24 protein-coding genes are annotated in these 25,476 nt (G+C 73.7%); 13 read left to right on the top strand and 11 right to left on the bottom strand.

Features of this window, described 5'->3' with window-relative positions:
• Positions 1-20: 20 nt before the first annotated feature.
• The 3 genes from cydC to QSK00_RS27465 are packed head-to-tail and all read right to left on the bottom strand — an operon-like array spanning position 21 to position 5,706.
• Complete coding sequence (gene cydC / locus QSK00_RS27475; protein ID WP_285596170.1) at positions 21-3,311, bottom strand: thiol reductant ABC exporter subunit CydC; 3,291 nt, start codon at positions 3,309-3,311, stop codon at positions 21-23.
• Complete coding sequence (gene cydB, locus QSK00_RS27470; protein WP_285596168.1) at positions 3,308-4,297, bottom strand: cytochrome d ubiquinol oxidase subunit II; 990 nt, start codon at positions 4,295-4,297, stop codon at positions 3,308-3,310. Before cydB ends, cydC begins: the two co-directional genes overlap by 4 nt.
• Positions 4,297-5,706: a cytochrome ubiquinol oxidase subunit I gene (locus QSK00_RS27465; RefSeq protein WP_285596167.1), complete on the bottom strand. Its 1,410-nt coding sequence runs from the start codon at positions 5,704-5,706 to the stop codon at positions 4,297-4,299. Before QSK00_RS27465 ends, cydB begins: the two co-directional genes overlap by 1 nt.
• Positions 5,707-5,807: 101 nt before the next feature.
• Between QSK00_RS27465 and QSK00_RS27460 the strand changes: the two genes are divergently transcribed.
• The gene (locus QSK00_RS27460) at positions 5,808-6,194 is read left to right on the top strand and encodes a BlaI/MecI/CopY family transcriptional regulator (protein WP_285596165.1); all 387 of its coding nucleotides are present in this window, start codon (positions 5,808-5,810) and stop codon (positions 6,192-6,194) included.
• 32 nt (positions 6,195-6,226) lie between these two features.
• Entirely contained in the window at positions 6,227-7,150 is a 924-nt protein-coding gene (locus QSK00_RS27455) for a M56 family metallopeptidase (RefSeq protein WP_285596163.1), read from the top strand.
• A 235-nt stretch (positions 7,151-7,385) separates the two neighbouring features.
• Here QSK00_RS27455 and meaB read toward each other — a convergent pair whose 3' ends face one another.
• A complete protein-coding gene (gene meaB / locus QSK00_RS27450; protein WP_502872086.1) occupies positions 7,386-8,348 on the bottom strand; it encodes a methylmalonyl Co-A mutase-associated GTPase MeaB in 963 nt (320 codons plus the stop codon).
• Positions 8,349-8,458: 110 nt separating this feature from the next.
• Between meaB and mce the strand changes: the two genes are divergently transcribed.
• The 9 genes from mce (at position 8,459) to QSK00_RS27405 (ending at position 17,896) form a co-directional block, all read left to right on the top strand.
• Positions 8,459-8,908, top strand: coding sequence for a methylmalonyl-CoA epimerase (gene mce / locus QSK00_RS27445; RefSeq protein WP_285596162.1), 450 nt, complete (start codon positions 8,459-8,461; stop codon positions 8,906-8,908).
• A gap of 128 nt (positions 8,909-9,036) precedes the next feature.
• A complete protein-coding gene (ccrA, locus tag QSK00_RS27440) occupies positions 9,037-10,314 on the top strand; it encodes a crotonyl-CoA carboxylase/reductase (RefSeq protein ID WP_285596288.1) in 1,278 nt (425 codons plus the stop codon).
• A 208-nt stretch (positions 10,315-10,522) separates the two neighbouring features.
• Positions 10,523-11,554: a DivIVA domain-containing protein gene (locus QSK00_RS27435; RefSeq protein WP_285596160.1), complete on the top strand. Its 1,032-nt coding sequence runs from the start codon at positions 10,523-10,525 to the stop codon at positions 11,552-11,554.
• 273 nt (positions 11,555-11,827) lie between these two features.
• Positions 11,828-13,168, top strand: a complete 1,341-nt coding sequence (gene glnT, locus QSK00_RS27430; RefSeq protein ID WP_285596158.1) for a type III glutamate--ammonia ligase — start codon at positions 11,828-11,830, stop codon at positions 13,166-13,168.
• A gap of 8 nt (positions 13,169-13,176) precedes the next feature.
• Positions 13,177-14,046, top strand: a complete 870-nt coding sequence (locus tag QSK00_RS27425; protein WP_285596157.1) for a class II glutamine amidotransferase domain-containing protein — start codon at positions 13,177-13,179, stop codon at positions 14,044-14,046.
• Positions 14,034-14,708 (top strand): glutamate synthase, encoded by a 675-nt coding sequence (locus QSK00_RS27420; protein ID WP_285596156.1) that lies wholly within the window; start codon positions 14,034-14,036, stop codon positions 14,706-14,708. Before QSK00_RS27425 ends, QSK00_RS27420 begins: the two co-directional genes overlap by 13 nt.
• Positions 14,708-16,054, top strand: coding sequence for an FMN-binding glutamate synthase family protein (locus tag QSK00_RS27415; RefSeq protein WP_285596154.1), 1,347 nt, complete (start codon positions 14,708-14,710; stop codon positions 16,052-16,054). The genes QSK00_RS27420 and QSK00_RS27415 overlap by 1 nt, the downstream gene beginning before the upstream one ends.
• On the top strand, positions 16,047-17,231 hold the full coding sequence (locus tag QSK00_RS27410; RefSeq protein WP_285596152.1) for an NAD(P)/FAD-dependent oxidoreductase: 1,185 nt from the start codon (positions 16,047-16,049) through the stop codon (positions 17,229-17,231). Before QSK00_RS27415 ends, QSK00_RS27410 begins: the two co-directional genes overlap by 8 nt.
• Complete coding sequence (locus QSK00_RS27405) at positions 17,228-17,896, top strand: helix-turn-helix domain-containing protein (protein ID WP_285596150.1); 669 nt, start codon at positions 17,228-17,230, stop codon at positions 17,894-17,896. The genes QSK00_RS27410 and QSK00_RS27405 overlap by 4 nt, the downstream gene beginning before the upstream one ends.
• On the opposite strand, the gene QSK00_RS27400 is transcribed toward QSK00_RS27405, so the two are convergent.
• The 6 genes from QSK00_RS27400 to nucS form a co-directional block, all read right to left on the bottom strand.
• The gene (locus tag QSK00_RS27400) at positions 17,872-18,297 is read right to left on the bottom strand and encodes a DoxX family protein (RefSeq protein WP_285596148.1); all 426 of its coding nucleotides are present in this window, start codon (positions 18,295-18,297) and stop codon (positions 17,872-17,874) included. The genes QSK00_RS27405 and QSK00_RS27400 overlap by 25 nt on opposite strands.
• Positions 18,290-18,550: an Rv1322 family protein gene (locus tag QSK00_RS27395; RefSeq protein ID WP_285596146.1), complete on the bottom strand. Its 261-nt coding sequence runs from the start codon at positions 18,548-18,550 to the stop codon at positions 18,290-18,292. The genes QSK00_RS27400 and QSK00_RS27395 overlap by 8 nt, the downstream gene beginning before the upstream one ends.
• Positions 18,551-18,609: 59 nt before the next feature.
• On the bottom strand, positions 18,610-20,388 hold the full coding sequence (locus QSK00_RS27390) for a 3-hydroxyacyl-CoA dehydrogenase family protein (protein ID WP_285596144.1): 1,779 nt from the start codon (positions 20,386-20,388) through the stop codon (positions 18,610-18,612).
• Between the two features lie 105 nt (positions 20,389-20,493).
• The gene (locus tag QSK00_RS27385; RefSeq protein ID WP_285596142.1) at positions 20,494-22,020 is read right to left on the bottom strand and encodes an aldehyde dehydrogenase family protein; all 1,527 of its coding nucleotides are present in this window, start codon (positions 22,018-22,020) and stop codon (positions 20,494-20,496) included.
• Between the two features lie 209 nt (positions 22,021-22,229).
• Complete coding sequence (locus tag QSK00_RS27380; RefSeq protein WP_285596140.1) at positions 22,230-22,712, bottom strand: HIT family protein; 483 nt, start codon at positions 22,710-22,712, stop codon at positions 22,230-22,232.
• A gap of 4 nt (positions 22,713-22,716) precedes the next feature.
• Positions 22,717-23,376, bottom strand: a complete 660-nt coding sequence (gene nucS, locus QSK00_RS27375; protein ID WP_285596138.1) for an endonuclease NucS — start codon at positions 23,374-23,376, stop codon at positions 22,717-22,719.
• A gap of 43 nt (positions 23,377-23,419) precedes the next feature.
• Between nucS and QSK00_RS27370 the strand changes: the two genes are divergently transcribed.
• A complete protein-coding gene (locus QSK00_RS27370) occupies positions 23,420-23,947 on the top strand; it encodes an NUDIX domain-containing protein (protein ID WP_285596137.1) in 528 nt (175 codons plus the stop codon).
• 115 nt (positions 23,948-24,062) lie between these two features.
• On the top strand, positions 24,063-25,130 hold the full coding sequence (locus tag QSK00_RS27365) for a methyl-accepting chemotaxis protein (RefSeq protein WP_285596135.1): 1,068 nt from the start codon (positions 24,063-24,065) through the stop codon (positions 25,128-25,130).
• Between the two features lie 160 nt (positions 25,131-25,290).
• Here the strand turns inward: QSK00_RS27365 and QSK00_RS27360 are convergent.
• A partial coding sequence (locus QSK00_RS27360; RefSeq protein ID WP_285596134.1) for a hypothetical protein occupies positions 25,291-25,476 on the bottom strand: 186 nt, incomplete at its 5' end.

Genomic DNA, 25,476 nt, shown 5'->3' with positions numbered 1-25,476 from the left:
GACAAGGCAGTGGGTGGCCGTCAACGGGCCGCGACAAGAGCTCCCCTGCGGGGCCGGAGCCGCCCGTCGGCCAGCTCCAGCACCGTGGCCATCCGGTCCAGCCCCTCCGGGCGGTGCGTCAGCAGCAGGACCGTGTGGTCGCCGTCGAGCAGGTCGGCCATCAGCGCCTGCGCGGTCCCGACGTCGAGGCCCTCGGTCGGCTCGTCGAGGACCCACACCCCGGGGTCGGCCAGCACGAGCCGCGCCGCCGCGAGCCGGCGCCGCTCCCCGCCCGAGATGCTGCCGGGGCCGATCACGGTGTCCAGGCCGTCCCCGAGGGTCGCCACCCACCCGTCGAGGTGCACCCGGCGCAGCGCCGCGTGCAGGCGCGCGTCGTCGGCCGCCGGGGCGGCGAGCAGCAGATTCGCCCGGACCGACGCGGTGAAGACGTGGTCGTGGTCGCCCAGCAGCCCGATCCGCCGCCGGACCTCGTCGCCCGGCAGGTCACGCACGTCGACCCCGTCGATCGTCACGTGTCCCGACGCCGGGTCGAGGAACTTCAGCAGCACCGCCGCCAGGGTCGACTTGCCCGAGCCCGACGCCCCGGTCACCGCGACCCGGGCCCCGGGCGGGAGGTCCAGGTCGACCCCGCGGAGGGCCTCGTGGTCACCCCACCCGGCGGTCAGGTCGCGCACCCGGATCGACCATGGCGCGCTGCACGCATCCACCGGGAGCAGCTCGCCATCGTCGCCGGTCGACCGCGGCGACCTGCTGACGTCCGACGTCAGCGGTGGCACACGGCTGACGTCCGGCTCCGTCGCCGGCGGCGGCACCGTCGCGAGCGAAGCGGTCCGCGCCCGGGCCTGCGCACCGCGGGCCAGGGCTCGCGCGGCCGCCGGGAGGGCGAGCACGGTGCCGGCGAGGGCGGTCGGGAACAGGACGACGATGCCCACGAGCTCCGGCGACGCGTCCAGCGAGACGGCCGCCAGCGCTGCCCCGACGGTCGCGACGCCCAGCGCCAGGTGCGCGGCTCCGTCGAGCAGCCCCTCGTGCGCCGCGGCCCGCCGACGGGCCCGGTCCAGCTCCGCGACCCGGGCCCGCGGTACGGCGAGCACCTCGTCACGATCGCGCACGGCGAGCTCCTCCCGGGCGGCGAGCGTCTCGACGACCGCGGCCCGGAGCCGGTCACCGGCGCGGTCGAGCGCGGGACCGTCCCGGCGTGCAGCCAGCGCGGCGAGCACCGGGACGACCACGCCCGCCACCCCGAGGCCCACCACCAGCGCCGGCAGCGTCGTCGGGACCGCCACCCACGCGACGAGGAGCACGACCGGGAGCACCACGGCCGCGACCAGCACCGGCTGGCGGCCCCGGACCAGCCCGTCGAGCCGCACGTCGACGTCGCCGACCGCGCGGGCCAGCAGGTCACCCCGGCGGCCCGCCACGGCCCCCGGCACCCGGTCGACGAGCACGGCGACGAGCGCCCGCCGCCAGCCGGCGACCCGGGCGAGGGCGTCGTCGTGCGTCACGAGCCGCTCGAGGTAGCGCAGGAGCGGGCGGAGCACGGCCGTGGCGCGCACGATCACGACCGCGATCGACAGCGTCAGCACCGGCGGCCGCGCCTCGGCCCGCACGATCAGCCAGGTCGAGGCCGCCGTCAGGACGAGCCCGGCCAGCACGGACCCGACGCCCAGCGCGACCCCACCCGCCGTCGGGAACCCGCGGCGGGAACCGGCCGGCACCGAGCGGAGGGCCCCCTCGCTCGATCCATCCGACCGAAGGTGCCCTTCGCTCGAGCCAGGAGGAGCCGCCCCCGGCCGCACCAGCGTCACGACCCGGTCCGCCGCCGCGAGCGCGGCCGGACGGTGTGCGACCAGCAGTACCGCGGCGCCCCGTGTCGCGGCCGCGCGGAGCAGCTCGAGCACCCGCGCCTCGGCGGCCGCGTCGAGGTGGGCGGTCGGTTCGTCGAGCAGGACCGTCTGGTGGGGGTCCGACTCGAGCGCCACGAGCACCCGGGCGAGCGCGAGCCGCTCCCGCTGGCCCGCCGACACCGAGCCGCCCTCCTCCGCGAGCGGGTCCTCCGGCGACAGCGGCAGCCCGAGCGCGTCCAGCACACCCCGGTCCGACGTGCCCAGCGCCTCCCCGACGGTGCGCGCGTGCGGCAGGGTCGGCCGCTGCGGCAGGTACTGCACGGGCCCGCCGACCTCGACCGTGCCCTCGTCCGCACGAATCGCCCCGGCGAGCACACGGAGCAGGGTCGTCTTCCCGGCGCCCGATTCCCCGGCCAGCGCGACCACCTCGCCCGGCGCCACCGACACGGTGACCGGTGCCAGCGCGTCCGTCCGCCGCTGTGGGTAGCGGACGCGGACCCGAGAGGTGGCCACGCCTCGTGAGCAGACATCCGTGTCCTGGCGCGAGACAGTGCTCACGAGCCCGGAGGGCACCTGCGCGTCGTGGAACCGCGCCCCGACCTCCCGGATCGGCCGGTACGCCTCGGGCGCGAGCAGGATCGCGACGAGGGCCGGCGCGAGGCCGAGCGAACCGTCGACCACGCGCAGCCCGGCCGACACCGCGACGAGACCGACCGACACCGTGGCCACGAGGTCGAGCGCCGTCGACGACAGGAACGCCACCCGCAGCACCGAGGCGGTCGCCCGCCGGTGCGTCTCACCGGTCCGCGCCACCTCGTCGACCTGTCGGCGGGCCCGCCCGAACAGGCGCAGCGTCGCGAGCCCGGCGACGACGTCGAGCACGTGGCCGGACAGCCGCTCCCCCGCCGCCCACCGGGCCGCCGCCCGCTTCTCGGTGGCCCACCCGATCAGCGCCGCGAACACCGGCAGCAGGGGCAGCGTCGCGAGCACGATCAGCGCCGAGGTGCGGTCGGCGAGGAACAGCCCCACCAGCACGAGCGGCGGCAGCACCGCGGCCAGCACGAGCGCGGGCAGGTAGGACGTGAACCAGGCGCGGAGATCGTCGATGCCCCCGGCGGCGAGTTCCCGACGACGGGTCCCGCCCGGGTCGCGCCGCTCGGCGTCCGGATCACGGGCGTCGAGCAGCCGCTCCCGCTGCGGCTCGACCACCCGGGTCGCGGTGCCGGCCGCGACCCGCGGCGCCAGGGCGGCCACGACGGCCCGCACCAGCACCGCGCCGACCAGCCACGCGATCTCCGTGGTCGGGCGCGACCCGCCGACCAGCGACGCCACCAGCAGCCCGGCGGCGACGAGCGCCACCGCGTCCGCCACCGCCCCGGCCACCCCCAGCGCGACCTGCCCCGCCACCCCGGGCAGGGCCGGCCGCGCCAGACGCAGCAGCCGCGGGTCGACCGGCCCGCTCACGCCGCCACCCGTTCACTGGCCACCCGCCGGCGGAACACCCAGTACGAGAACGCCTGGTAGGCCACGACGCCCGGCAGGATCAGCACCGCGCCGACCGTGATCACCGTGAGGGCGTACGGCGACGCGGCCGCGCCGGTGATGGTCAACGACGACGCCGGGTCCAGCGTCGAGGGCAGGACCACCGGCACGTGCGCGGTGAAGGCCGCGACGACCGCCCCGACCACCCCGAGGGTCGCCGCGGCGAACGCCGTGCCCTCGTGGCGCCACCCGGCGGCGACGGCCGTGGCGACCCCGAGCAGGGCCACCACCCCGGCGAACAGCGCCGCGAGCCCCCCGACGGCCACGCCGACCCCGGCGGCGACGACCGCGCCCACCACGGCCGAGGCCACGGCCACCCGCCGCGCCCGCGCCCGCACCGGACCGGTCGTCCGCAGGCCCAGGAACGTCGCGCCCTGCACGAGGGCCGCGAGGACCCCGAGCACCGCACCGACGAGCGCGGGCCACGACAGGAGCGGGCCGAGCGTGCGCCCGAGCCCGCTCCCGACGACGGCGCCCGTCGGGTCGAGCGCGAGCCCCGTCGTCGCGACGGCGACGACGGCACCGAACAGACCTGCCGTCACGAAGGAGGAGACGGCGAGGGTGACCTCGCAGCGCCGGCGCCACGCCGGGGTGTCGACCTTGCCGCGGAACTCGATCGCGACGCCGCGTGCGGCGAGCGCGAGCAGCACCAGCACCATCGGCAGGTAGAGCCCGGAGAGCAGGGCGGCGTACCAGTCGGGGAAGGCCGCGAAGGTCACGCCGATCGCGGCGACCAGCCACACCTCGTTGCCGTCCCAGACGGGTCCGACGGTGCGGATCGCCGCCCCGCGCTCGTGGTCGTCGCGGCCGAGGGCCGGGGCGAGCATGCCGACGCCGAAGTCGAAGCCCTCGAGGGCGAAGAACAGCACCCAGCAGAGGACCGCGAGCGCGAACCAGAGGATCTCCATCAGTAGCTCATCTCCAGCACGGGCTCGGGGCGGCTCTCCTCCGCCGTCGGGTGCAACGGCGTCGGTTCCTGGCGCGAGACGTGCAGCACGAGACGGACCCAGACCACCGCGAGGACGCCGTAGACCAGGGCGAACCCGGCGAGCGAGGCCACCAGTTCGACGGGGGTGAGGGTGGGCGAGACGCCGTCGCGGGTCTGGAACAGCCCGAACACGAGCCAGGGCTGCCGGGCGGTCTCGGTGAACAGCCAGCCGAAGGTCGCGGCCGCCGTGGGCAGGACCGGCAGCACCCAGAGGAAGCGGAGCAGCCAGCGGTCGGCGAACCAGGCGGGCGTGAGGTCCCGGCCGCGACGGGTGCGCCAGAGGACGTAGGCGGCGGCCGCGGTCGCGGCGACGCCGAGCCCGATCATCAGCCGGAACGTCCAGTAGGCGACCGGGATCCAGGGCGTGTAGTTCCCGGGACCGAACTGCAGCTCGTACTGGCGCTGGAGGTCGTCGATGCCCTGCACGGTGGCGGTCGGGTCGCCGGTGGCAAGGAAGCTCAGCAGCCACGGAACGTCGATCGACCACGGCTGCTCCATGCCGGGCAGCTGGATCGCGAACAGGCTGAACGGGGCGTGCGAGGTGGTCTCGTAGAGCGCCTCGGCCGAGGCCATCTTCATGGGCTGGACCGCGGTCATCACCTTGCCCAGCACGTCGCCGGTGAGGCTCACCGCGGCGCCGCCGACGAGGGTCGTCCACGCTCCGACGCGGGCGAGGACGCGCCAGGTCGGGCCCTGCACGGCGTCGTCCCGGCGCCGCCACATCCCGATCGCCAGGAGCAGCGCTCCTCCGGCCATGAAGGCCCCCGCGATGGTGTGCGGGAAGGACGCGACGACGACGGGATTGGTCAGCAGGGCGCCGAAGCTGCCCAGCACCGCCCGCCCGGTCGCCGGGTCGATCGTGGCGCCGACCGGGTGCTGCATGAAGGCGTTGGCCGCGAGGATCACGTAGGCCGAGATGAGGGTGCCGACGGCGACCACCCAGATGGTCGCGAGGTGCAGCCCGGGCCGGAGCCGGTCGCGGCCGAACCACCACAGACCCAGGAACGTGGCCTCGAGGAAGAACGCGAGCATGCCCTCGATCGCCAGGGTGGGGCCGAAGACGTCGCCGTAGTACTGCGCGAACGCCGACCAGGAGAGCCCGAACTGGAACTCCTGGACCAGCCCGGTCACCACCCCCACGGCGAAGGTGGCCATCAGCAGTTTCCCGGCCAGCAGGGTGGCCCGCGAGTACCGCTCGTCCCTGGTGCGCCACCACGCCGTCTGCAGGCCCGCCGTCAACGCCGAGAGCGAGATCGACAGCGGGACGAACAGGTAGTGGTAGACGGTGACGACGGCGAACTGCAGGCGTGAGAGCTCCAGTGCGGTCACGACCCGACCTCCTGTCGACTACGACGCTTCGTAGTACCTACGACCGACGGTAGTACGACAGGGGTCGTTGGCACCCTGTGTCACTGGGTACACTCCTCGGCGTGGCCCTCGGAGAGCTCGAACGCGCGGTCATGGCGCAGCTGTGGTCGGCGGAGGAGCCGCTCACCGTGCGGGACGTCCACGATCGACTGGAGCGCGAGCTCGCCTACACCACCGTGATGACCGTCCTGGGCCGCCTGGCCAAGAAAGGGCTGGTCAGGCAGGAACGGGACGGCAAGGCCTACCGCTACGCCGCCGCCTCGAGCCGGGAGCAGATGGCCGCCGAGCTGATGCTCGACGCGCTCGGCGACGTCGGCGAGGACCGCACGGCCGCCCTGGTCGCCTTCGTCGACCGGGTCGGCCCGGAGGAGGCCGCGACCCTGCGTCGGGCCCTCGACACGCCGGCGCACGGCACGCCACGCCCGGCCGGCGGATCACCCGAGTCGTGAGAACCACCACGTACACGCCACACTGACTCGTCATGGCGTCGGTGTGGCTGACGGGGCTCGCCCTCGTGCTGGCCGGGCCCGTGCCCGCCCTGCTGGCGCGGGCGCGGTGGACCCGGTCCGTGCCCCGCGCGGCGATCGTGCTCTGGCAGTCGGTGGCGGTCGCCGCCGTCCTCGCGGCGGTGGGCAGCGCCCTCGCCGCCCCGGAGGCGCTCCTGCGCGTGTTCCTCCACCCCGAGGAGCGCACCGGTATCGCGCTGGCGATCGCGGTCGGCGCCGCCGCGGTGCTCGCGGGGCTGATCGTCGTGCGGCTCGTGGTGGTGCTCGTGCTGCTCGCCGTGCGGACCCGGGTCCGTCGGGCCCGGCACCGCGACATGATCGACCTGCTGGCCCGGGCCGAGGAGTTCGACGCGGGGGGCACGCTCCGGGCGGGCATCGTCCTGCGGGTGCTCGACGGCGCCGTGCCGTTCGCGTACTGCGTGCCCGGCCGCGTCGGGCGCGAGGGCCGCGTGGTGGTGACCGGCGCGGCCCTGGAGACGCTCTGCCCCCGGGAGCTGCGCGCCGTCATCGCCCACGAGCAGGCCCACCTCGCCGCCCGGCACGACCTCGTCCGCGAGGGCTTCACCGCCCTGCACCGCGCGTTCCCCGTGGTCGTGCGCAGCCGCGAGGCCCGCGACGCCGTGGCCCTGCTGCTCGAGATGCTCGCCGACGACGCCGGTCGGCGGCGGGTCGGCGACGACGCCATGGCGGGCGCCCTCGACGCGTTCGCCTCCAGCGGCCGGGCCGGCTACGGCTCCGACGTGGTCGAACGGCTCGACCGGATCCGCGCGTGCGTGCACGGCGGCCGGGCGCTCGCCGTCGGCACCTACCTCGCGGCGGTGGCCCTCGTCGTCGTCCCGACGGTCACCATCGTGATCCCGTGGCTCACCGACGCCCTGCCCACCGTCGGCGTGCGCTGACGCCTCGCCGCCCGGGGTGCCCGCCCGGCCACTCCCGCATCGCGCCCCGCCGGCCGCGGTGGGCGCCACGACCGCGCCGCCGCCGTCGCCACCGGCCCGCGTAGTCCGCCCCCTGCGCCAACGCCATCAGCGTGACCACCCACCAGCACGTCATCGCCGCCCCCTCCCGCCGCCCGACCCGGTCGAGCTCCGCCGCGCTGCGTCTCCCGTGGGCGGATCATGCACCCGACCCCCGTCAACCTCGGTCGTCGAGCGCGGCGGACCGCAGCCGCTCGGCGGCGGTGAACGGGTCGAGGTCCCCGCCCGCGACCTCCGCGGCGAGCGAGTCCAGCGCCGCCGACCCCGAGACCGCCCGCAGCTGCGCGCGCAGGTCGGCCAGGGCGATCGCCTCGATCTCGGCCCGGGCCCGGCGTCGACGGCCCTCGTCGGCCCGGCCGTGCTCCGCCATCCACGCGCGGTGGGCGTCGATCGCGGCGAGCAGGTCGTCGATGCCGCGCCCGGCCGAGGCCACGGTCCGTACGACCGGCGCCCGCCACTGCGGCCCGGTGCCGCGCCGTCCCATCGCCATGGCGTTCTCGATCTCGCGGATCGTGGTGTCCGCGCCCTCCCGGTCGGCCTTGTTCACGCAGAACACGTCGGCGATCTCGAGGATCCCCGCCTTCGTCGCCTGGATGCCGTCCCCCATCCCCGGCGCGAGGAGGACGACGGTGGTGTCCGCGAGGGCCACGACCTCCACCTCGGACTGACCGACGCCCACGGTCTCGACCAGCACCACGTCGCACCCGGCGGCGTCGAGCACCCGCAACGCCTGCGGGGCCGCCGCCGAGAGCCCGCCGAGGTGGCCGCGGGTGGCCATCGACCGGATGAACACGCCCGGGTCGGTGGCGTGCTCGCTCATCCGCACCCGGTCGCCGAGCAGCGCGCCGCCGGAGAACGGGGAGCTGGGGTCGACGGCGAGCACCCCCACCCGCCGTCCGGAACCCCGCAGCTGGGAGACCAGCGCCGAGGTGGTGGTCGACTTCCCCACCCCGGGCGAGCCGGTGAGGCCCACGACCAGCGCGTGACCCGCGTGCGGGGCCAGCGCCGCGGCGAGCTCCCGCACGGCCGGGCCACCGTCCTCCACCATCGACACGAGCTGCGCGACGGCGCGCGGGGAGCCCTCTCGGGCGCGGGAGACGAGGTCGGTCAGGTCGGGCACGTCGGCGATCGTGGCAGGACCCGGCCGTCGGGACAGGGTCACCCGTCCGAGGTCGGGGTGGTGGCCGTCACCTGCTTGGCGGCTCGATTCAGTCGCTTAGTGTCCCGAGCATGACTGCACAGCTGGACGCAGCGGTCGGCATCGTCGCCGTGGACCACGTCGGCATCGCCGTACCGGACCTCGACGAGGCCATCGCCTGGTACGCCCGCACGCTGGGTCTCGAGGCCACCCACACCGAGACCAACGAGGAGCAGGGCGTCCGCGAGGCCATGCTCCACGCCCCCGACGACCCCTCGGGCACGGCGATCCAGTTGCTCGCTCCGCTGAACGAGAACTCCACGATCGCGAAGTTCATCGGCCGCAACGGGCCCGGCCTGCAGCAGGTCGCGTACCGCGTGCGCGACGTCGAGGACACCGCCGCGAAGCTCCGCGAGAAGGGGGTCCGGCTGCTCTATTCCCAGGCCCGCCGCGGCACCGCCGACTCCCGCGTGAACTTCGTGCACCCGAAGGACGCCGGTGGCGTCCTCGTCGAGCTGGTGCAGCCCGCAGCCGGCCACTGACCGACGTCACCCTTCTCGTCGTACCTACTCGTCGGTAGCCTCACCGCACCCGACCCTCCCGGAGGCAAGTTCCAGTGCAGCAAATCCGCGACGCCATCCTCGCCGACGATCTGGCCGGCATCGGCTCCATGACCGTCCCCGAGTCCTACCGGGGCATCACGGTGCACGCCGACGAGGCCGACATGTTCGCCGGCATGTCCTCGAAGGAGAAGGACCCGCGCAAGTCGCTGCACCTCGACGAGGTGCCGACGCCCGAGGTCGCTCCCGGCGAGGCGCTCGTGGCCGTCATGGCCAGCGCCATCAACTACAACACCGTGTGGACCTCGATCTTCGAGCCGGTGTCCACCTTCGGCTTCCTCAAGCGCTACGGCCGGATCTCCGACCTCGCGAAGCGCCACGACCTGCCCTACCACGTGGTGGGCTCCGACCTCGCGGGCGTCGTGCTCAAGGTCGGTCCGGGCGTGCAGATGTGGAAGCCCGGCGACAAGGTCGTCGCGCACTGCCTCTCGGTGGAGCTGGAGAGCCCCGACGGCCACGACGACACGATGATGGACCCCGAGCAGCGCATCTGGGGCTTCGAGACCAACTTCGGCGGCCTCGCCGACATGGCGCTGGTGAAGACCAACCAGCTCATGCCGAAGCCGGACCACCTGACCTGGGAGGAGGCCGCCTCCCCCGGGCTGGTCAACTCCACCGCCTACCGGCAGCTGGTCAGCCACAACGGCGCAAACATGACCCAGGGCGACGTCGTCCTCATCTGGGGCGCCTCGGGCGGCCTGGGCTCGTACGCCACCCAGTTCGCGCTCAACGGCGGCGCCACCCCGGTGTGCGTCGTCTCCTCCCCGGAGAAGGCCGAGCTCTGCCGCCGGATGGGCGCCGAGCTGATCATCGACCGCTCGGCCGAGGGCTACAAGTTCTGGTCCGACCCCGAGACCCAGGACCCCCGGGAGTGGAAGCGCTTCGGCGCGAAGATCCGTGAGCTGACCGGCGGCGACGACCCCGACATCGTCTTCGAGCACCCGGGCCGCGAGACCTTCGGCGCGTCGGTCTACGTCGCCAAGCGCGGCGGCACGATCGTCACCTGTGCGTCGACCTCGGGCTTTATGCACCAGTACGACAACCGCTACCTGTGGATGAACCTCAAGCGGATCATCGGGTCGCACTTCGCGAACTACAAGGAGGCCTACCTGGCGAACCGCCTGGTGGCCCAGGGCAAGATCCACCCGACGGTCTCGAAGAGCTACGCGCTCGAGGAGACCGGCGAGGCGGCCAACGACGTCCACCACAACTCCCACCAGGGCAAGGTCGGCGTGCTCTGCCTCGCCCCGGAGGAGGGTCTGGGCGTCACGAACCCGGAGCTGCGCGAGCGGCACCTCGAGGGCATCAACCGCTTCCGCGGCCAGTAGTCCCCACCGGTTCGACGCGAACGGCACTTTCGCAGCTTCTCGGTGCGCGAAAGTGCCGTTCGTGCGTTTCTGGCGGCCTTTCCCGACGACGCGTCGGTGCAGGTGACGGGACTCACCCGACCGTGTGACCGGTACCGATCCGGGCGGGCGCGGCGTGTCCGTCACCCGACCGTGGCCGTGTCGCGCACAGCCCTAGTAACCTGGGCAGATGCCGTCGGGAGACCGTGATCTGCTGCCTCTGGGCACCGGCTTCGACGTCGTGCGTCGGGGCTACGACCGCGGCCAGGTGGAGGAACACCTGGACCGCGTGGAGGCCGACCTGCGCATCCTCACCGCGGACCGTGACGCCGCGGTGGCGCAGGCCTCCGAGCTCGCCCGCGCGTTGGACCGGACGCGGGCGCACGTCGAGGAGCTGCGCGCCCAGATCGACCGCCTGGCCGCGCCGCCGGACTCGATGGAGGGCCTGTCCGAGCGGCTGCAGCGGATGCTCCGCCTGGCGCAGGACGAGGCGCGCGAGATGCGCTCGTCCGCCGAGCAGGCCGCGCGCCGCACGCGCGAGGACGCCGAGCAGCGGGCCGAGCGGACGATCGCGGAGGCCGAGGAGCAGGCCACCCGCACGATCACCGACGCCGACGAGTACGCGCGGAACACCACCGACGAGGCCCGACGTCAGGCGCAGGAGACCCAGGAGGCCGCCGAGGCGGTCGCGGCCGAGACGCGCACCCGCCACGACGCCGGGCTCGCCGACAACGACCGGCGCCGCACGGAGATGGAGGACGAGCACCGCGCGCTCATGGACTCCGCCCGCGCCGACGCCGCCCGCATCCGTACCGAGGCCGAGAACGAGCGCCGCCGGCTCGACGAGGAGTCCCGGGCCCGCCGCGCGCAGGTCGAGGAGGACTTCGAGATCGCGATGGCCTCCCGGCGCACCGAGTCGATGCGCGTGCTCGCCCGCTCCGAGGCCGACGCCCGCTCCCGCGCGGAGAAGCAGCTGCGCGACGCCTCCGAGGAGGCCCGTCGCCGGCTGCGCGAGGCCGACGGCGAGGTGGCGGAGATCCGTCGCCTGCGCGCCCGCGTGACGAACCAGCTCGCCACCCTGCGCGAGGCCCTCGACGACCTGCCCAGCCTCGATGCGTTCCCGGACGAGACGCCGGACGACGCGACCACCCCGGTCCCGACGCCGGCCGTCGCCGCCGACAACCACACGGCCCGCCGGGACTACGAGACCACCTCGACGTAGGCCCCGCCCCTGCCCTGCGTGGCAGGAAAGCGTCGTTGCTGTCATCCAGTGGCAGGGACGCCGCATCGTCGGGCGGGCGCCGCGGCGCGCCGCGAGGTGCACACCAGGCAGGGCCGCGGCCGCCCGAACCTGCCCTACGTGACCCTCGCGAACGGCGGGCGCCGCGGCTCGCCGCGGCGACGGCGTGGGCTTTACATTCCGGCAACCACGATGGTCTCCTACTGAGAGACGCTGTTTCTCAGCGAGAGATCGTCGATCCGCCGAGGAGCCCCCATGACCGTCACCGAGCCCCGGACCGACGGGTCCCCCGCCGACCTGGGCGCCCCGGCGAGCCTCGCGGACCGGGCCCGGGCGGACCGCGTCCGGTTCCTCCTCGCCCTGTTCGTCGACCTCACCGGCAAGCCCTGCGCGAAGCTCGTCCCCGTCGAGAGCGCCGACGAGCTGGAGCACTCCGGCGTCGGGTTCGCCGGTTACGCGGTCGGCGCGATCGGGCAGCAGCCGTGCGATCCGGACCTCATCGCGATCCCCGACGTCGCCAGCTACACCCCGCTGCCCTGGATCCGCGAGGGCCTCGCCCTCGTCCACTGCGACCCGCACGTCGAGGGCCGCCCCTGGCCGTACGCCCCGCGGGTCCTGCTCAAGGCGATGCTCGCGAAGGCCGCCGGGCTCGAGCTGATGGCCGGCGCCGAGGTGGAGTACTTCCTGGTCACGCGCGACGAGCAGGGCACGCTCCGCCCCGCCGACACCCTCGACGACGGCATCCGCCCCTGCTATGACGCCCGCGGGCTGACCCGGATGTACGACCACCTCACGGCCGTCTCCACCGCGATGAACGCCCTCGGCTGGGGCAACTACGCGAACGACCACGAGGACGCGAACGGCCAGTTCGAGCAGAACTTCGCCTACGCCGACGCGCTCACCACGGCCGACCGCGTGATCACCGCCCGGTACCTGATCTCCATGCTCGCCGAACAGCGCGGGATGACGGCGACCTTCATGCCCAAGCCGTTCGCCGACCGCACCGGCTCCGGGATGCACCTGCACCTGAGCCTCTGGTCCGACGGGTCCTCCCGCTTCCCCGACGACGCCGACGGCCGGGGCCACGGCCTCTCCGACCTCGCCTACCGCTTCCTCGCCGGGCTGCTCGAGCACGCGCCCGGGATGCAGGCGGTCCTGGCGCCGACGGTGAACTCCTACAAGCGCACCGGCGCCACCTCGACCCGCTCCGGCGCCACCTGGTCGCCCCGCCGCGCGACCTGGGGCGGCAACGACCGCACCCACCTCGTCCGCGTCCCCGACGGCCACCGGGTCGAGCTGCGCGGCGGCGACGGCGCGGCCAACCCCTACCTCGCGCTCGCCGTCGCCCTGGCCGCCGGTCTCGACGGCATCGACCGGGGCCTCGAGCCCGACAGCGCCGAGGACCGGCCCGAGCTGCCCCCGACGCTGCTGCACGCGGTGGAGGCCCTCCAGGCCGACCCCGTCGTCGGGACGGCCCTCGACGCCGCCGGACCGGGCGTGGCGGACTACTTCGCCGACCTCAAGCGCGCGGAGTTCCTCGACTGGCACGGCACCGTCGGCTCCTGGGAGCACGACCGCTACCTCACGGCCTTCTAGGAGAATCCATGTGCGGGATCGTCGGGCTCCACCTGCGCGACCCGGGGCTGCACCCGCAGCTCGGGCGCCTGCTGGAGTCGATGTTGTGCGGGGTCGTCGAACGCGGCCCCGACTCGGCGGGCGTGGCGGTGTACGGCGACCGGCGCCGCGTCCCCGCGGGTCACGCCGCCGTGTCCGTCCTCCTGCCGCCCGGCGCGGACACGAGCGCCCTCGACGCGCACGTGAGCACCGCGGGCGACACCGCGATCGTCGCCGCGCCCGTCTCCCCCGAGGACCTCGTCGCCCGGGTGAAGGCCCTCTTCCCGACGGCGAGGGTGGTCGGGTCCGGCCACGACCTCACCGTCTACAAGGGCGTCGGCCACCCGCGGGACCTCGCCACGACCTACGGCCTGGCCGACGCGGTCGGCTGGCAGGGCCTCGCCCACACCCGGATGGCGACCGAGTCCGCGGTGACGCCGGAGGGCTGCCACCCGTTCTCGGTCGGTCCCGACCAGTGCCTGGTGCACAACGGCTCGTTCTCCAACCACGCCTCGATCCGCCGCGAGCTCGTCCGCCAGGGCGTCGTGTTCGACTCGGAGAACGACTCCGAGGTCGGCGCCCGGTTCGTCGCCTCCCGGCTCGCGCAGGGCGAGGACCTGGAGAAGGCCCTGCTGGCCCTGCGCGAGACCTTCGACGGCTTCTACACGCTGCTCGTGACCAGCGCGGACGGGTTCGCCGTGGTCCGCGACCCGATCGCCTGCAAGCCCGCGGTGATCGCCGAGACCGACGCGTGGGTGGCGATGGCGTCGGAGTTCCGCGCGCTCGCGCCGCTGCCCGGCATCGAGCACGCCCGCCTCTACGAGCCGGAGCCCGGGAGGGTCTACGCATGGAGTCGCTGAGCTTCGACCTGGCGAACACCACGGTCCGCGCCCTCAACGCCGAGCTCCACGACCCGAGCGTCAAGAGCTACGAGGTGCTCCACCCCGACGGCGCCCACGCGGTGGCCGCCGGGATCGACAGCGGGATCGCGGTCGAGGTCCGCGGGCACGTCGGCTACTACTGCGCCGGCATGAACGACGGCGGCACGGTCACCGTCCACGGCAACGCCGGGACCGGGCTGGCCGAGAACATGATGTCGGGGACGGTCCGGATCGCCGGGGACGCCTCCCAGTCGGCCGGGGCCACCGCGCACGGCGGGCTGCTCGTCATCGAGGGCTCCGCCTCCATGCGGTGCGGCATCTCGATGAAGGGCGTGGACATCGTCGTCGGCGGGTCCGTCGGCCCGATGAGCGCGTTCATGGCGCAGGCCGGGCGGATGGTCGTGTGCGGCGACGCGGGCGACGGGCTCGGCGACTCGATCTACGAGGCCCGGCTCTACGTCCGCGGCCGCGTCGGCGAGCTCGGCGCGGACTGCGTCGAGAAGGAGCTGCGCGACGAGCACCGCGCGGAGCTGGCCGAACTGCTGGCCGCCGCGGGGCTGGACCACGACGTCGCCGACTTCCGCCGTTACGGCTCCGCCCGGCAGCTCTACCACTTCCAGCCCGGGCAGGGCCGCTACTGATGCCCAGAGAATCCGCCACGTTCGGCCGCGACGTCATCGCCGAGATCCAGCGCGCCGCCGAGACCGGGGTGTACGACATCCGCGGCTGGGGCGCCAAGCGCGCCGTCCCGCACTTCGACGACCTGCTCTTCCTCGGCGCCTCCATGTCCCGCTACCCGCTCGAGGGCTACCGCGAGCGCTGCGACACCGACGTCGTCCTCGGCGACCGCAACGCGCGCTACCCGCTCCACCTGCAGACCCCGGTGACGATCGCCGGGATGAGCTTCGGCGCCCTGTCCGCGCAGGCCAAGGAGGCACTCGGGCGCGGCGCCTCGGAGGTCGGCACCAGCACGACGACGGGCGACGGCGGCATGACCCCCGAGGAGCGGGGCGAGTCCAAGCACCTCGTCTACCAGTACCTGCCGTCGCGCTACGGCATGAACCCCGCCGACCTGCGCAAGGCCGACGCCATCGAGGTCGTCCTCGGGCAGGGCGCGAAGCCCGGCGGCGGCGGGATGCTGCTCGGCCAGAAGATCTCCGACCGGGTCGCCGGGATGCGCACGCTGCCCGCCGGCATCGACCAGCGCAGCGCCTGTCGCCACCCGGACTGGACGGGGCCGGACGACCTCGCGATCAAGATCCTCGAACTGCGCGAGATCACCGACTGGGAGAAGCCGGTCTACGTCAAGGTCGGCGCCACCCGCACCTACTACGACGTCAAGCTCGCGGTCGCCGCCGGCGCGGACGTCGTCGTCGTGGACGGCATGCAGGGCGGCACCGCCGCCACGCAGGACGTGTTCATCGAGCACGTCGGCATCCCCACCCTCGCCGCGATCCCGCAGGCGGCGCGGGCCCTGCAGGAGCTGGGCCTGCACCGGCACGGCGTCCAGCTGATCGTGTCCGGCGGCATCCGCTCGGGCGCCGACGTCGCGAAGGCCATGGCCCTCGGTGCGGACGCGGTGGCGATCGGCACGGCCGCCCTCATCGCCCTCGGCGACAACTCCCCGCGCTACGCCGCGGAGTACGAGGCGCTGGGCTCCGCCGCCGGTTCCTACGACGACTTCCAGGACGGCCGCGACCCGGCCGGCATCACCACGCAGGACCCGGAGCTGGCGGCCCGCCTCGACCCGGTCGAGGGCGGGCGCCGCCTCGCCAACTACCTGCGGGTCCTGACGATGGAGGCGCAGACCATCGCCCGCGCCTGCGGCAAGGCGCACCTGCGCCACCTGGAGCCCGAGGACCTCGTCGCCCTGACCGTCGAGGCGGCGGCGATGGCCCGGGTACCCCTGGCGGGCACCGACTGGATTCCGGGAACGGGAGACGCAGCGCAGCGGAGCTCGACCCGAGGAAGTGGACACCATGCCTGAGGTCATCGTCGTCGGAGGCGGCCTGGAGGGCTGCGCCGCCGCGTACGCGCTCACCCGGCGCGGCATCACCGACGTCACGATCGTGGAGCGCGCCACCGTCGGCTCCGGCGGCACCGGGAAGTCCTCCGGCGTCGTCCGGTGCCACTACGGCGTCTCCTCGCTCGCCGCGATGGCGACACGGTCGCTGGAGACGTTCGAGCACGCCGAGGACGTGCTCGGCGCCGACGTCGGGTTCTTCGGCATCGGCTACGTGGTCGGCGTCGGCCCGCAGAACGTCGCCGCGCTGCACGCCTCGATGGCCGACCAGCGCGCCGTGGGCGTGCGCACCGAGGACATCGACCACTCCGAGGTCGCGAAGCTCTGGCCGGTCGCCGACCTGGAGCCGTTCGCGGCCTTCGCGTGGGAGGAGCGCGGGGGCTACGGCGACGCGTACCGCACCGCCCAGGGCTTCGCCGGTGCCGCCCGACGGGCGGGGGCGCACCTGCGCCAGGGCACCCTGGTGACCGGGCTCGTCGTCACGGACGGGCGGGTCACGGGCGTCCGCTGCTCCGACGGCGAGGTCCTCGAGGCCGACGCCGTGGTGCTCGCGGCCGGCCCGTGGTCGGTGCCGCTGCTCGCCGAACACGGGGTCGAGCTGCCGATCACGGTGCACCGCGAGGCGCTCGTGCTGGTCGACCCCGGGCAGGACCTCGGCGAGGTGCCCGTGTTCTCCGACCTCGTCTCGCTGCAGTACGTCCGCTACGAGGGGGTGTCGGCTGAGCTGCTGGTCGGCAACTCCGACCTCGCCACGCTCGAGCCCGCCGACCCCGACCGGTACTCGAACCAGGCGACCCCGGAGGCCCTCGACACCGCCGTCGAGAAGGTGGGGACGCGCTTCCCCGGGCTGGTCGACGCCTCGATCGCCTCCACCTACGCCGGGTGCTACGACGTGACGCCGGACTTCAACCCGGTCATCTCCCGCGTGGACGGCCTCGACGGGCTCGTCGTGGCCGCCGGGTTCTCCGGGCACGGGTTCAAGATCTCGCCGGAGGTCGGGCGGCTGGTGGCCGACCTCGTGGTCGACGGGGAGAGCTCCGTCGCCGCGACGCCCGCGTCGGACTTCCGGCTCTCCCGCTTCGCCGAGGGCGACCTGCTCACGAGCCCCCACCCCTACGTCGGCGCGGGGCAGATGCGGTGACGCTCGACGCGGGAGACGCAGCGCAGCGGAGCTCGACCATCGAGGAGGGCCCCGCAGCCCGCGAGGTCGACGTTCCCGACGACGGGGAGGGTCGCCTCGAGCGCGCCATCGGCACCCAGGTGCGGCGCATGCGGGCCGACGCCGGGTGGACGCTGTCGGAGCTGGCGGCGCGGACCGGGCTGTCGAAGGCGATGCTGTCGAAGATCGAGCACGCCCAGATCTCCTGCTCGCTCACGACGGTGGCCCGGCTGGCGACGGCCCTCGACGTGCCGGTGACCGCCCTGTTCCGCGACGCGGAGGGTCCGCGCGAGGCCGTGTTCACCCCGGCCGGCGGCGGCGCCCGGATCGTCGCGCGCGGCACGCGGGTCGGCCACGACTACACGCTCCTCGGCGCCCTGCGCGGCCCGCACAAGCGCATGGAGGCCCACCTCGTGACGCTCACCGAGCGCAGCGAGGAGTTCCCGCTCTTCCAGCACCCCGGCACCGAGCTGCTGTTCATGCTCGAGGGCGCGATGGTCTACGGGCACGGCGACGCCTCGTACTCGATGCACCCGGGTGACGCGCTGCAGCTCGACGGCGAGGGCGCGCACGGCCCCCGCGAGCTGGTCGAGCTCCCGATCCGCTTCCTGTCGGTCGTCGCCTACGGGGACGCGGCGACGGGCTGACGCGCCCGGACCGGCGGCCACACGCCCGTCGCCCACAGCGCCCAGAGGATCAGCAGGGGCTGGAAGAACAGGCGCGTGAGCCGGGCGCCGTCGTCGTCCAGTCCGAACGCGGGCACGCCGTCCAGGTACTGCCACAGGTTGCCGGGGAAGACCGCGACGAGGAAGAGCGCGACGACGACCCCCACCACCCGCCGTCGGGAACGCAGCAGGAGCACCGCGAGGCCGAGCACGATCTCGACGACCCCGGAGACCAGCACCACCAGGTCCGCGTCGACCGGGAACCACGACGGCACCTGCCCGCGGAACTCCACCCGCAGCGGGCCGAGGTGGGTGACCCCCGCGGCCGTCAGGAAGAGGCCCAGCAGCACGCGGCCGACGAGGCGGACCCGGGGCTCAGCCACGGGCCCAGCAGCCCGAGTGCCAGTGCCGGCGCTCGTCGCCGCCCCCGATCTCGTCGACCGGCCAGGTCACGACGTGCGCCGTACCCGGGAAGATCTCCTGGTTGCAGCCCGGGCAGCGGTAGACCTTCGTCGCCCCCGACCCGGCGACGCGGCGGACCGCCCAGCGCCGCCCGCCGCGCTCGACGTTGGAGAGGGCACCACCGAACAGCGGGCGGGGTTCCCCGCTCGCTGCCCGTCGGTTTCGTCTGGCCATGTGGCTTCGCCTCGTGAGCACTAATCCGTGCTCTGGCACGGATTAGTGCTCACCTGTGCTCACCGGTAGTCCCGGAACCCGTGCCCGGTCTTGCGTCCGAGCCGACCCGCCGTCACGAGGTGCTCCAGCAGCGGCGTCGGCGCGAAGCCGGGCACGCGGAACTCCTGGTAGAGCGACCGCTCGATGGCGAGCGAGACGTCCAGGCCCACGACGTCGAGCAGGGCGAACGGCCCCATCGGCAGGCCACAGCCGTTCTTCATGGCCGAGTCGATGTCGTCGACGGTCGCGTAGTGCGCGTCGAGCATCGCCACCGAGTCGTTCAGGTACGGGAAGAGCAGCGCGTTGACGATGAAGCCCGCGCGGTCCCCGCAGAGCACCGGCGCCTTCTTGATCCGCGCGCAGAGGTCGCGCACGGTCGCGGTGACGTCCGGCGCGGTGGTGATCGGCGAGACGATCTCCACCAGCTTCATGACGGCGGCCGGGTTGAAGAAGTGCATGCCGATGACGTCGGCCGGGCGCGAGGTCGCGGCGGCGCACTCGACGACCGGGAGCGACGACGTGGTGGTCGCGAGGATCGTCCCGGGCTTGCAGACCTCGTCGAGCGCGGAGAACGCCGCCTGCTTGACCTCGAGGTCCTCGGCGATCGCCTCGACGACGATGTCGCACTCGGCCAGGCCGGAGAAGTCGACCGTGGTGGAGATGCGCCCGAGCGTCTCGTCGCGCGCGTCCTCGGTCATCTTGCCCTTGACGACGGCCTTCTCCAGCGACTTGCGCACCGCCGCGATCGCGCCCTCGCCCTTGGACTCCGAGCGCCCGCGCACAACGACGTCGTAGCCGGCCTTCGCGAAGACCTCGGCGATGCCGGTCGCCATCGTGCCCGTGCCGACCACACCGACCCGCGAGATCGGGCGCAGCTCGGCGTCGTCGGCGCCGGGGGGCGGCGGGGTCAGGTGGTCGGGGACGACGGTGCCCGAGCCCGGCTCGGCGTAGGTGTAGAAGCCGCGGCCGGTCTTCCGGCCGAGCAGACCCGCCGTGATCATCTGCTTGAGGATCGGCGCCGGCGCGTGGCGCTGGTTGCGCGACTGCCGGTACATCTCCTCGAGGATCTCGTAGGCGGTGTCGAGGCCGATGAGGTCCATCAGCGCCAGCGGGCCCATCGGGTAGCCGCAGCCGAACTTCATCGCGGCGTCGAGGTCCTCGCGGCCCGCGTAGTGCGACTCGAACATGCCCACGGCCTGGTTGAGGTACGTGAACAGCAGCTGGTTGGCGATGAAGCCGGCGCGGTCACCGCAGACCACCGGCGACTTGCCGAGACGCTCGGCCAGCGCGCGGACGTCGTCGACGACGTCGGGCTCGGTCACGACCGTGCGCACCAGCTCCACCAGCGGCTGCACGGGCGCCGGGTTGAAGAAGTGCATCCCGACGACCTTGCTCGGCCGCTGGGTGCGCACCGACAGCTCGGTGATCGACAGCGAGGAGGTGTTCGAGGCGTAGATCGTGTCGGCCGCGCAGACCTTGTCCAGCGCGGCGAACACGTCGCTCTTGAGCTCCAGGCGCTCCGGCACGGCCTCGACGACGAGGGCGACGTCCGCGAGGTCGGCCATGTCGGTGGTGACCCGCACCCGCTCGAGCAGGGCGGCCCGGTCGTCCTCGGCGAGCTTCCCGCGGGAGACGGCACGCGCGGTGGAGGACTCGATGTTCTCCTTGCCGTGGGCGGCGGCGGCCTCGCTCACCTCGACCGCGACCACCTCGATGCCCGCTCGTGCGAACACCTCGACGATGCCGGCCCCCATCGTGCCGAGACCGACCACACCCACCCGGGCGAACTCGCGCGCCACTACTCGTCCCTTCGTCGGCGACAGTGCTGATTGCGGCGATCGTGGCACGTCAGCGGCCCGGGCCCTACTCCCCGACCAGGCACGTGACGCACCCCTCCGCGCGCTTTACCGGTTCCGTCGGTAGATGACGCCCGCCAGCACCGACAGCAGCTTGACCACCCAGCCGGGCCGCTCGAACGTCATGACGTTGATGCTCTTGAAGCGCCGCTCGGAGACCGCCAGGGCCCGCGTGAACTCCCGCAGCCCGTCGCGCCCGTGGATGCGCCCGAAGCCCGAGTCGCCCACGCCGCCGAAGGGCAGCGACGGCATCGCCGCGAACGCGATGACCCCGTTCACCGACACCATGCCGACCCGCAGCTTCCGGGCGATCTCGTAGCCGCGCTTCTTCGCGAACACCGACCCGCCCAGCCCGTACTTCGAGGCGTTGGCCCGCTCGACGGCCTCGTCGATGTCGCGGACCCGGTTGATCACGACGGTCGGGCCGAACGTCTCCTCGGTGACCGCCGTCGAGTCCTCCGGGACGTCGGCGAGCACCACCGGGTCGACGTAGGGCGCCCGGACCGATTCGCGGCCACCGAGGACGGCCCGGCCGCCCTTCGACAACGCGTCGTCGATCTGACCGGCGATGACGTCGAGCTGGCTCGGCATCGTGATCGGCCCGTAGACCGACCGCGCGTCGCCGCCCGGGTGCAGCTTGGCGGCGCGCTGGGCCACCTTGTCGAGGAACGCCTCGGCGACCTCCTCGACCACGTAGACGCGCTCGACGCCGATGCAGGTCTGCCCGGCGTTCGACATCGCGCCCCACACCGCGGCGGCCGCGGCGTCGTCGAGGTCGGCGTCGTGGTCGACGAGCAGCGCGTCCTTGCCGCCGCACTCGACGAGGATCGGCGTGAGCGTCTCCGCGCAGGTCGCCATGACCTTCTTCGCCGTCGCCGTCGACCCGGTGAACGCCACCTTGTCGACGCCGGCGCGACACAGCGCCGCGCCCGTCTCGCCCTCGCCGGTGACCAGCGAGAAGAGGCCCTCGCCGTAGCCGTCGGTGCGGTGCAGCACCTCGGCGAACGAGTCGACCAGCCACTTCCCCACGGTCGGGGTCAGCTCGCTGGGCTTGAAGACGACGGCGTTGCCGGCCGCGAGCGCGTAACCGATCGACCCCATGGGGGTGAAGACCGGGTAGTTCCACGGCCCGAGCACCCCGATGACGCCCAGCGGGCGGTACTCGATGGTCGCCCGGTGGTTCACCATCAGCGCGCCGGCCTCGAAGCGCTTGCGGCCCAGCGCGGCCTTGGCGTGCTTGCCGGCCCAGTGCAGGTGGTCGATGACGAGGACGACCTCGAGCCGGGAGTCGTCGAGCGGCTTGCCGGTCTCCCGGCTCACGAGCTCCGCGAGCTCGTCGGTGCGCTCGATCAGCAGCTTGCGCCACGCGCCGAGCCGCTCCCGGCGGCCGTCGAAGCCGAGGTCGGCCCACCACTGCGCCGCGCGTCGGGCGCGGTCGACGACGGCCCTGACCTCGTCGGGACCCTGGACCGGGTGGGTCGCGATCACGGATCCGTCCCGCGGGTCCAGGGAGTCGAAGGTCTTCTCCGACGACGGGTCGGTGATCGCTTCGGGCCGCGCTGCCGTGCTCGTCATGAGCCGGACGTTACTCGGCGGTACACCTGTTCGGCGAGTGCGTCACGGAGCCGGGTCGGGACGGAGGGCGCACGGACCGGTCGGGCCGCGCCGTCCGGTCCGTCGGGGCGCAGGCCACGGGCCTCGGCCTGGCCGGCGGGCCCGAGCACTCGGCAAGAACTTCTTCCGCCGCGCGACGTGCTCGCTGAGCGAGCACGTCGCTCCGCCCGTCAGGATCTTGCGTGGCCGAGGGCGTCCCGCAGACGGGCGGCCGTGACATCCAGCGCCGACCGCTCGGCCGGGCGCGCGGCGTCGAGGCGCAGGACGCTGCCCGGCGTGCGGGGCAGCACGTGCAGGTGGACGTGCCACACCTCCTGGCCGGCTGTCGCACCGTCGGCGAGGAAGAGGTTGACGCCGTCGGCGAGCCCGGCCGTCCGGACGGCCGCGGCGACGTGGCGGCCGAGCTCCCACATTGCCGCGCCCTCCTCGGGCGTCAGCCCCGCGAGGTCGACCACGTGCCGGCGCGGGACGACGAGCGTGTGGCCCTCGACCGCGGGCTGCAGGTCGAGGAACGCGACCGGCCCCGCCCCGTCGTCATGAAGGGGGCTGCTCTCCGCGCGCCCGGCGACGATCGCGCAGAAGACGCACTCCCCGCCCACCTCGGCGGGCAGGACCTGCCGCTTGGGCGTGCGGCGGATCGGAGGGAGGCGCACGAGGTCAGAAGAGGCGGAACTCGTCGGACTCGATGCCGCGCAGGGCGTCGTAGTCCAGCGTGACGCAGCGGATGCCGCGGTCGGTCGCGAGCACGCGTGCCTGGGGCTTGATCTGCTGGGCGGCGAAGATGCCCTGCACCGGGGCGAGCAGCGGGTCGCGGTTGAGCAGCTCGAGGTAGCGGGTGAGCTGCTCGACGCCGTCGATCTCGCCGCGCCGCTTGATCTCCACCGCCACCGACCCGCCGTCGTGATCGCGGCAGAGGAGGTCGACCGGGCCGATCGCGGTCGGGAACTCGCGGCGGACGAGGCTCCACCCGTCGCCGAGGGTGTGGACGTGCTCGGCCAGCAACTCCTGCAGGTGGGCCTCGACGCCGTCCTTGACCAGGCCGGGGTCGACCCCGAGCTCATGGGTCGAGTCGTGCTGGATCTCCTCGAGGGTGATCGTCAGCGTCTCGTCCGCCTTGTTCCGGACGATCCACGTGCCCGGTTCCTCGGTGAGCCAGCAGGGCGGACTCATCCAGTTCAGCGGCTTGTAGGCGCGGTCGTCGGCGTGGACGCTGACCGAACCGTCGGCCTTGACGAGCAGGAGCCGGGTCGCGCTGGGCAGGTGCGCGGTGAGCCGACCCGCGTAGTCGACCGTGCAGCGGGCGATGACGAGACGCACGGCCCCGAGGGTTCCAGACGCGCTTCGTGGATCATCGCGGGGTGTGGAGACCACCAGTTCCCGCGAGATCTACGCCAACCCCTGGATGACGATCCGGGAGGACACCTTCGTCCGTCCCGACGGCGGCCGGGGCATCTACGGCGTCGTCGACAAGCCGCACTACGCGCTGGTGATCGCGCTCGAGGGCGACTCGATGATGCTGGTCGAGCAGTTCCGCTACCCGATCGGCCTGCGCCGCTGGGAGTTCCCGCAGGGCACCGCACCCGACCGCGCGACGATGGACCCGGCCGAGCTCGCCGCCCGGGAGCTGCGGGAGGAGACGGGGCTGACCGCCCGCTCCTGGCACCCGCTCGGCCTCCTCGACGTGGCGCCCGGGCTCTCCTCGCAGCGCGGCCGTGCGTTCCTCGCGACCGATCTCGACGCCGGCGAGCCCGACCGGGAGGACACCGAGGCCGACATGCGCGCCGCCTGGGTGCGCCGCACCGAGTTCGAGGACATGGTGCGCGCCGGCGAGATCACCGACGCGCAGTCGATCGCGGCGTACGCGCTGCTGTTGCTGTCGGGCCGCTGACCCCCGCTCGTGGCAGGAAAGCGTCGTTGCCGGCGTCCAGTGGCAGGAACGCCCCTTCGTGGTGTCCCCGGAATCGGTACCGCTGGTCCCTGATCGCACGGGGAACACTGAGGTCATGCCGCTCGTGCGTCTCGGTCCGCTGGCCGTGCCCACCCCGTCCGAGGCGCTCTCCTTCACCGCGGAGGTCGCCGCCGTGGGGGCGCGGTTGCCCGAGCAGGTCGGGGAGCTGCTCACCGAGGTGACCCGGCTCGTGGGGCGCCTGGACGGGATCGCCACCCGCGTCGACGGCCTGCTCGACCGGGCCGACGGCATCGTGGGGGAGATCGAGAACGTCATCGGCGAGGCCCGGACGATCACCACCGGCGCGAACGAGGTGGTCGGCTCGGCGCGGGAGATCACCGCCGGCGCCAACGAGGTCGTCGGCTCGGCGCGCGAGATCACCACCGGCGCGAACGAGGTCGTCGACCAGGCCCGCACCATCACGACCGGCGCCAACGAGGTCGTCGACCAGGCCCGCACCATCACGAGCGGGGCGAACGAGGTGGTCGACCAGGCCCGCACCATCACGACCGGCGCCAACGAGGTCGTCGACCAGGCCCGCACCATCACGACCGGCGCCAACGAGGTCGTCGACCAGGCCCGCACCATCACGAGCGGGGCGAACGAGGTGGTCGACCAGGCCCGCGAGATCACCACCGGGGCGAACGAGGTCGTCAGCTCGGCGCGAGACATCACGTCGGGCGCCAACGAGGTCGTCGACCAGGCCCGGACCATCACCACCGGCGCCAACGAGGTCGTCGACCAGGCCCGCACCATCACCAGCGGCGCCGACGAGGTGATGGCGTCGGCCGGGGACACCAGCCGCCACGCCCGGGAGCTGCTCGACCTCTACCGCCCGATGCTCGAGAAGGCCGCGCCGCTCTCGCAGCGCTTCGTCGACGACCTCGCACCCGAGGAGATCGACGCGGCCATCAAGCTCGTCGACGAGCTCCCGGCCCTCGCGCACCACATGTCCACCGACATCCTGCCGATCCTGGAGACCCTCGACCGCGTCGGACCGGACCTCAACGAGCTGCTGGAGGTCACGAAGGATCTCCGCAACGCCATCGACGGCATCCCCGGCTTCTCGTTCCTCAAGCGGCGCGGCGAGAACAAGGACGACGACTCCGAGCGCAGCGGCTGACCGGCCGAGGGAGCGTGCTGACGCGCGGGCGCGCGCATCACGACTCCCGGAGTGCGCGTCGTGCTGACGAGGCGTCGCCCATCAGGCTCCGCCCACCCCCTCCGGACCTGTCAATACCCGGGACATGGTGGACAGGTTGTGCCGGGGACATGGTGGACAGTCAGCGGGTGGGGTGGGGGTGGTGGACGCCGAGCTGGAAGGTCGCCAGGCGGCTGGAGCCGTAGTAGACGTGCAGGCGGGTGCGGTCTCGGACCAGGCCGACACTGAGGCCGGCGAAGCGGCTGTCGAGTCGCAGGAGCACTCCGCCGTAGCTGAAGCGGGCGGCGCTGTTGAGCTTGCGGGTCAG

It is taken from the genome of Actinomycetospora sp. NBRC 106378, assembly GCF_030269685.1.
Lineage (GTDB): Bacteria > Actinomycetota > Actinomycetes > Mycobacteriales > Pseudonocardiaceae > Actinomycetospora.
Note: the sequence above shows the minus strand (reverse complement) of the source record. Positions and strands in the feature narration are given on the sequence as shown.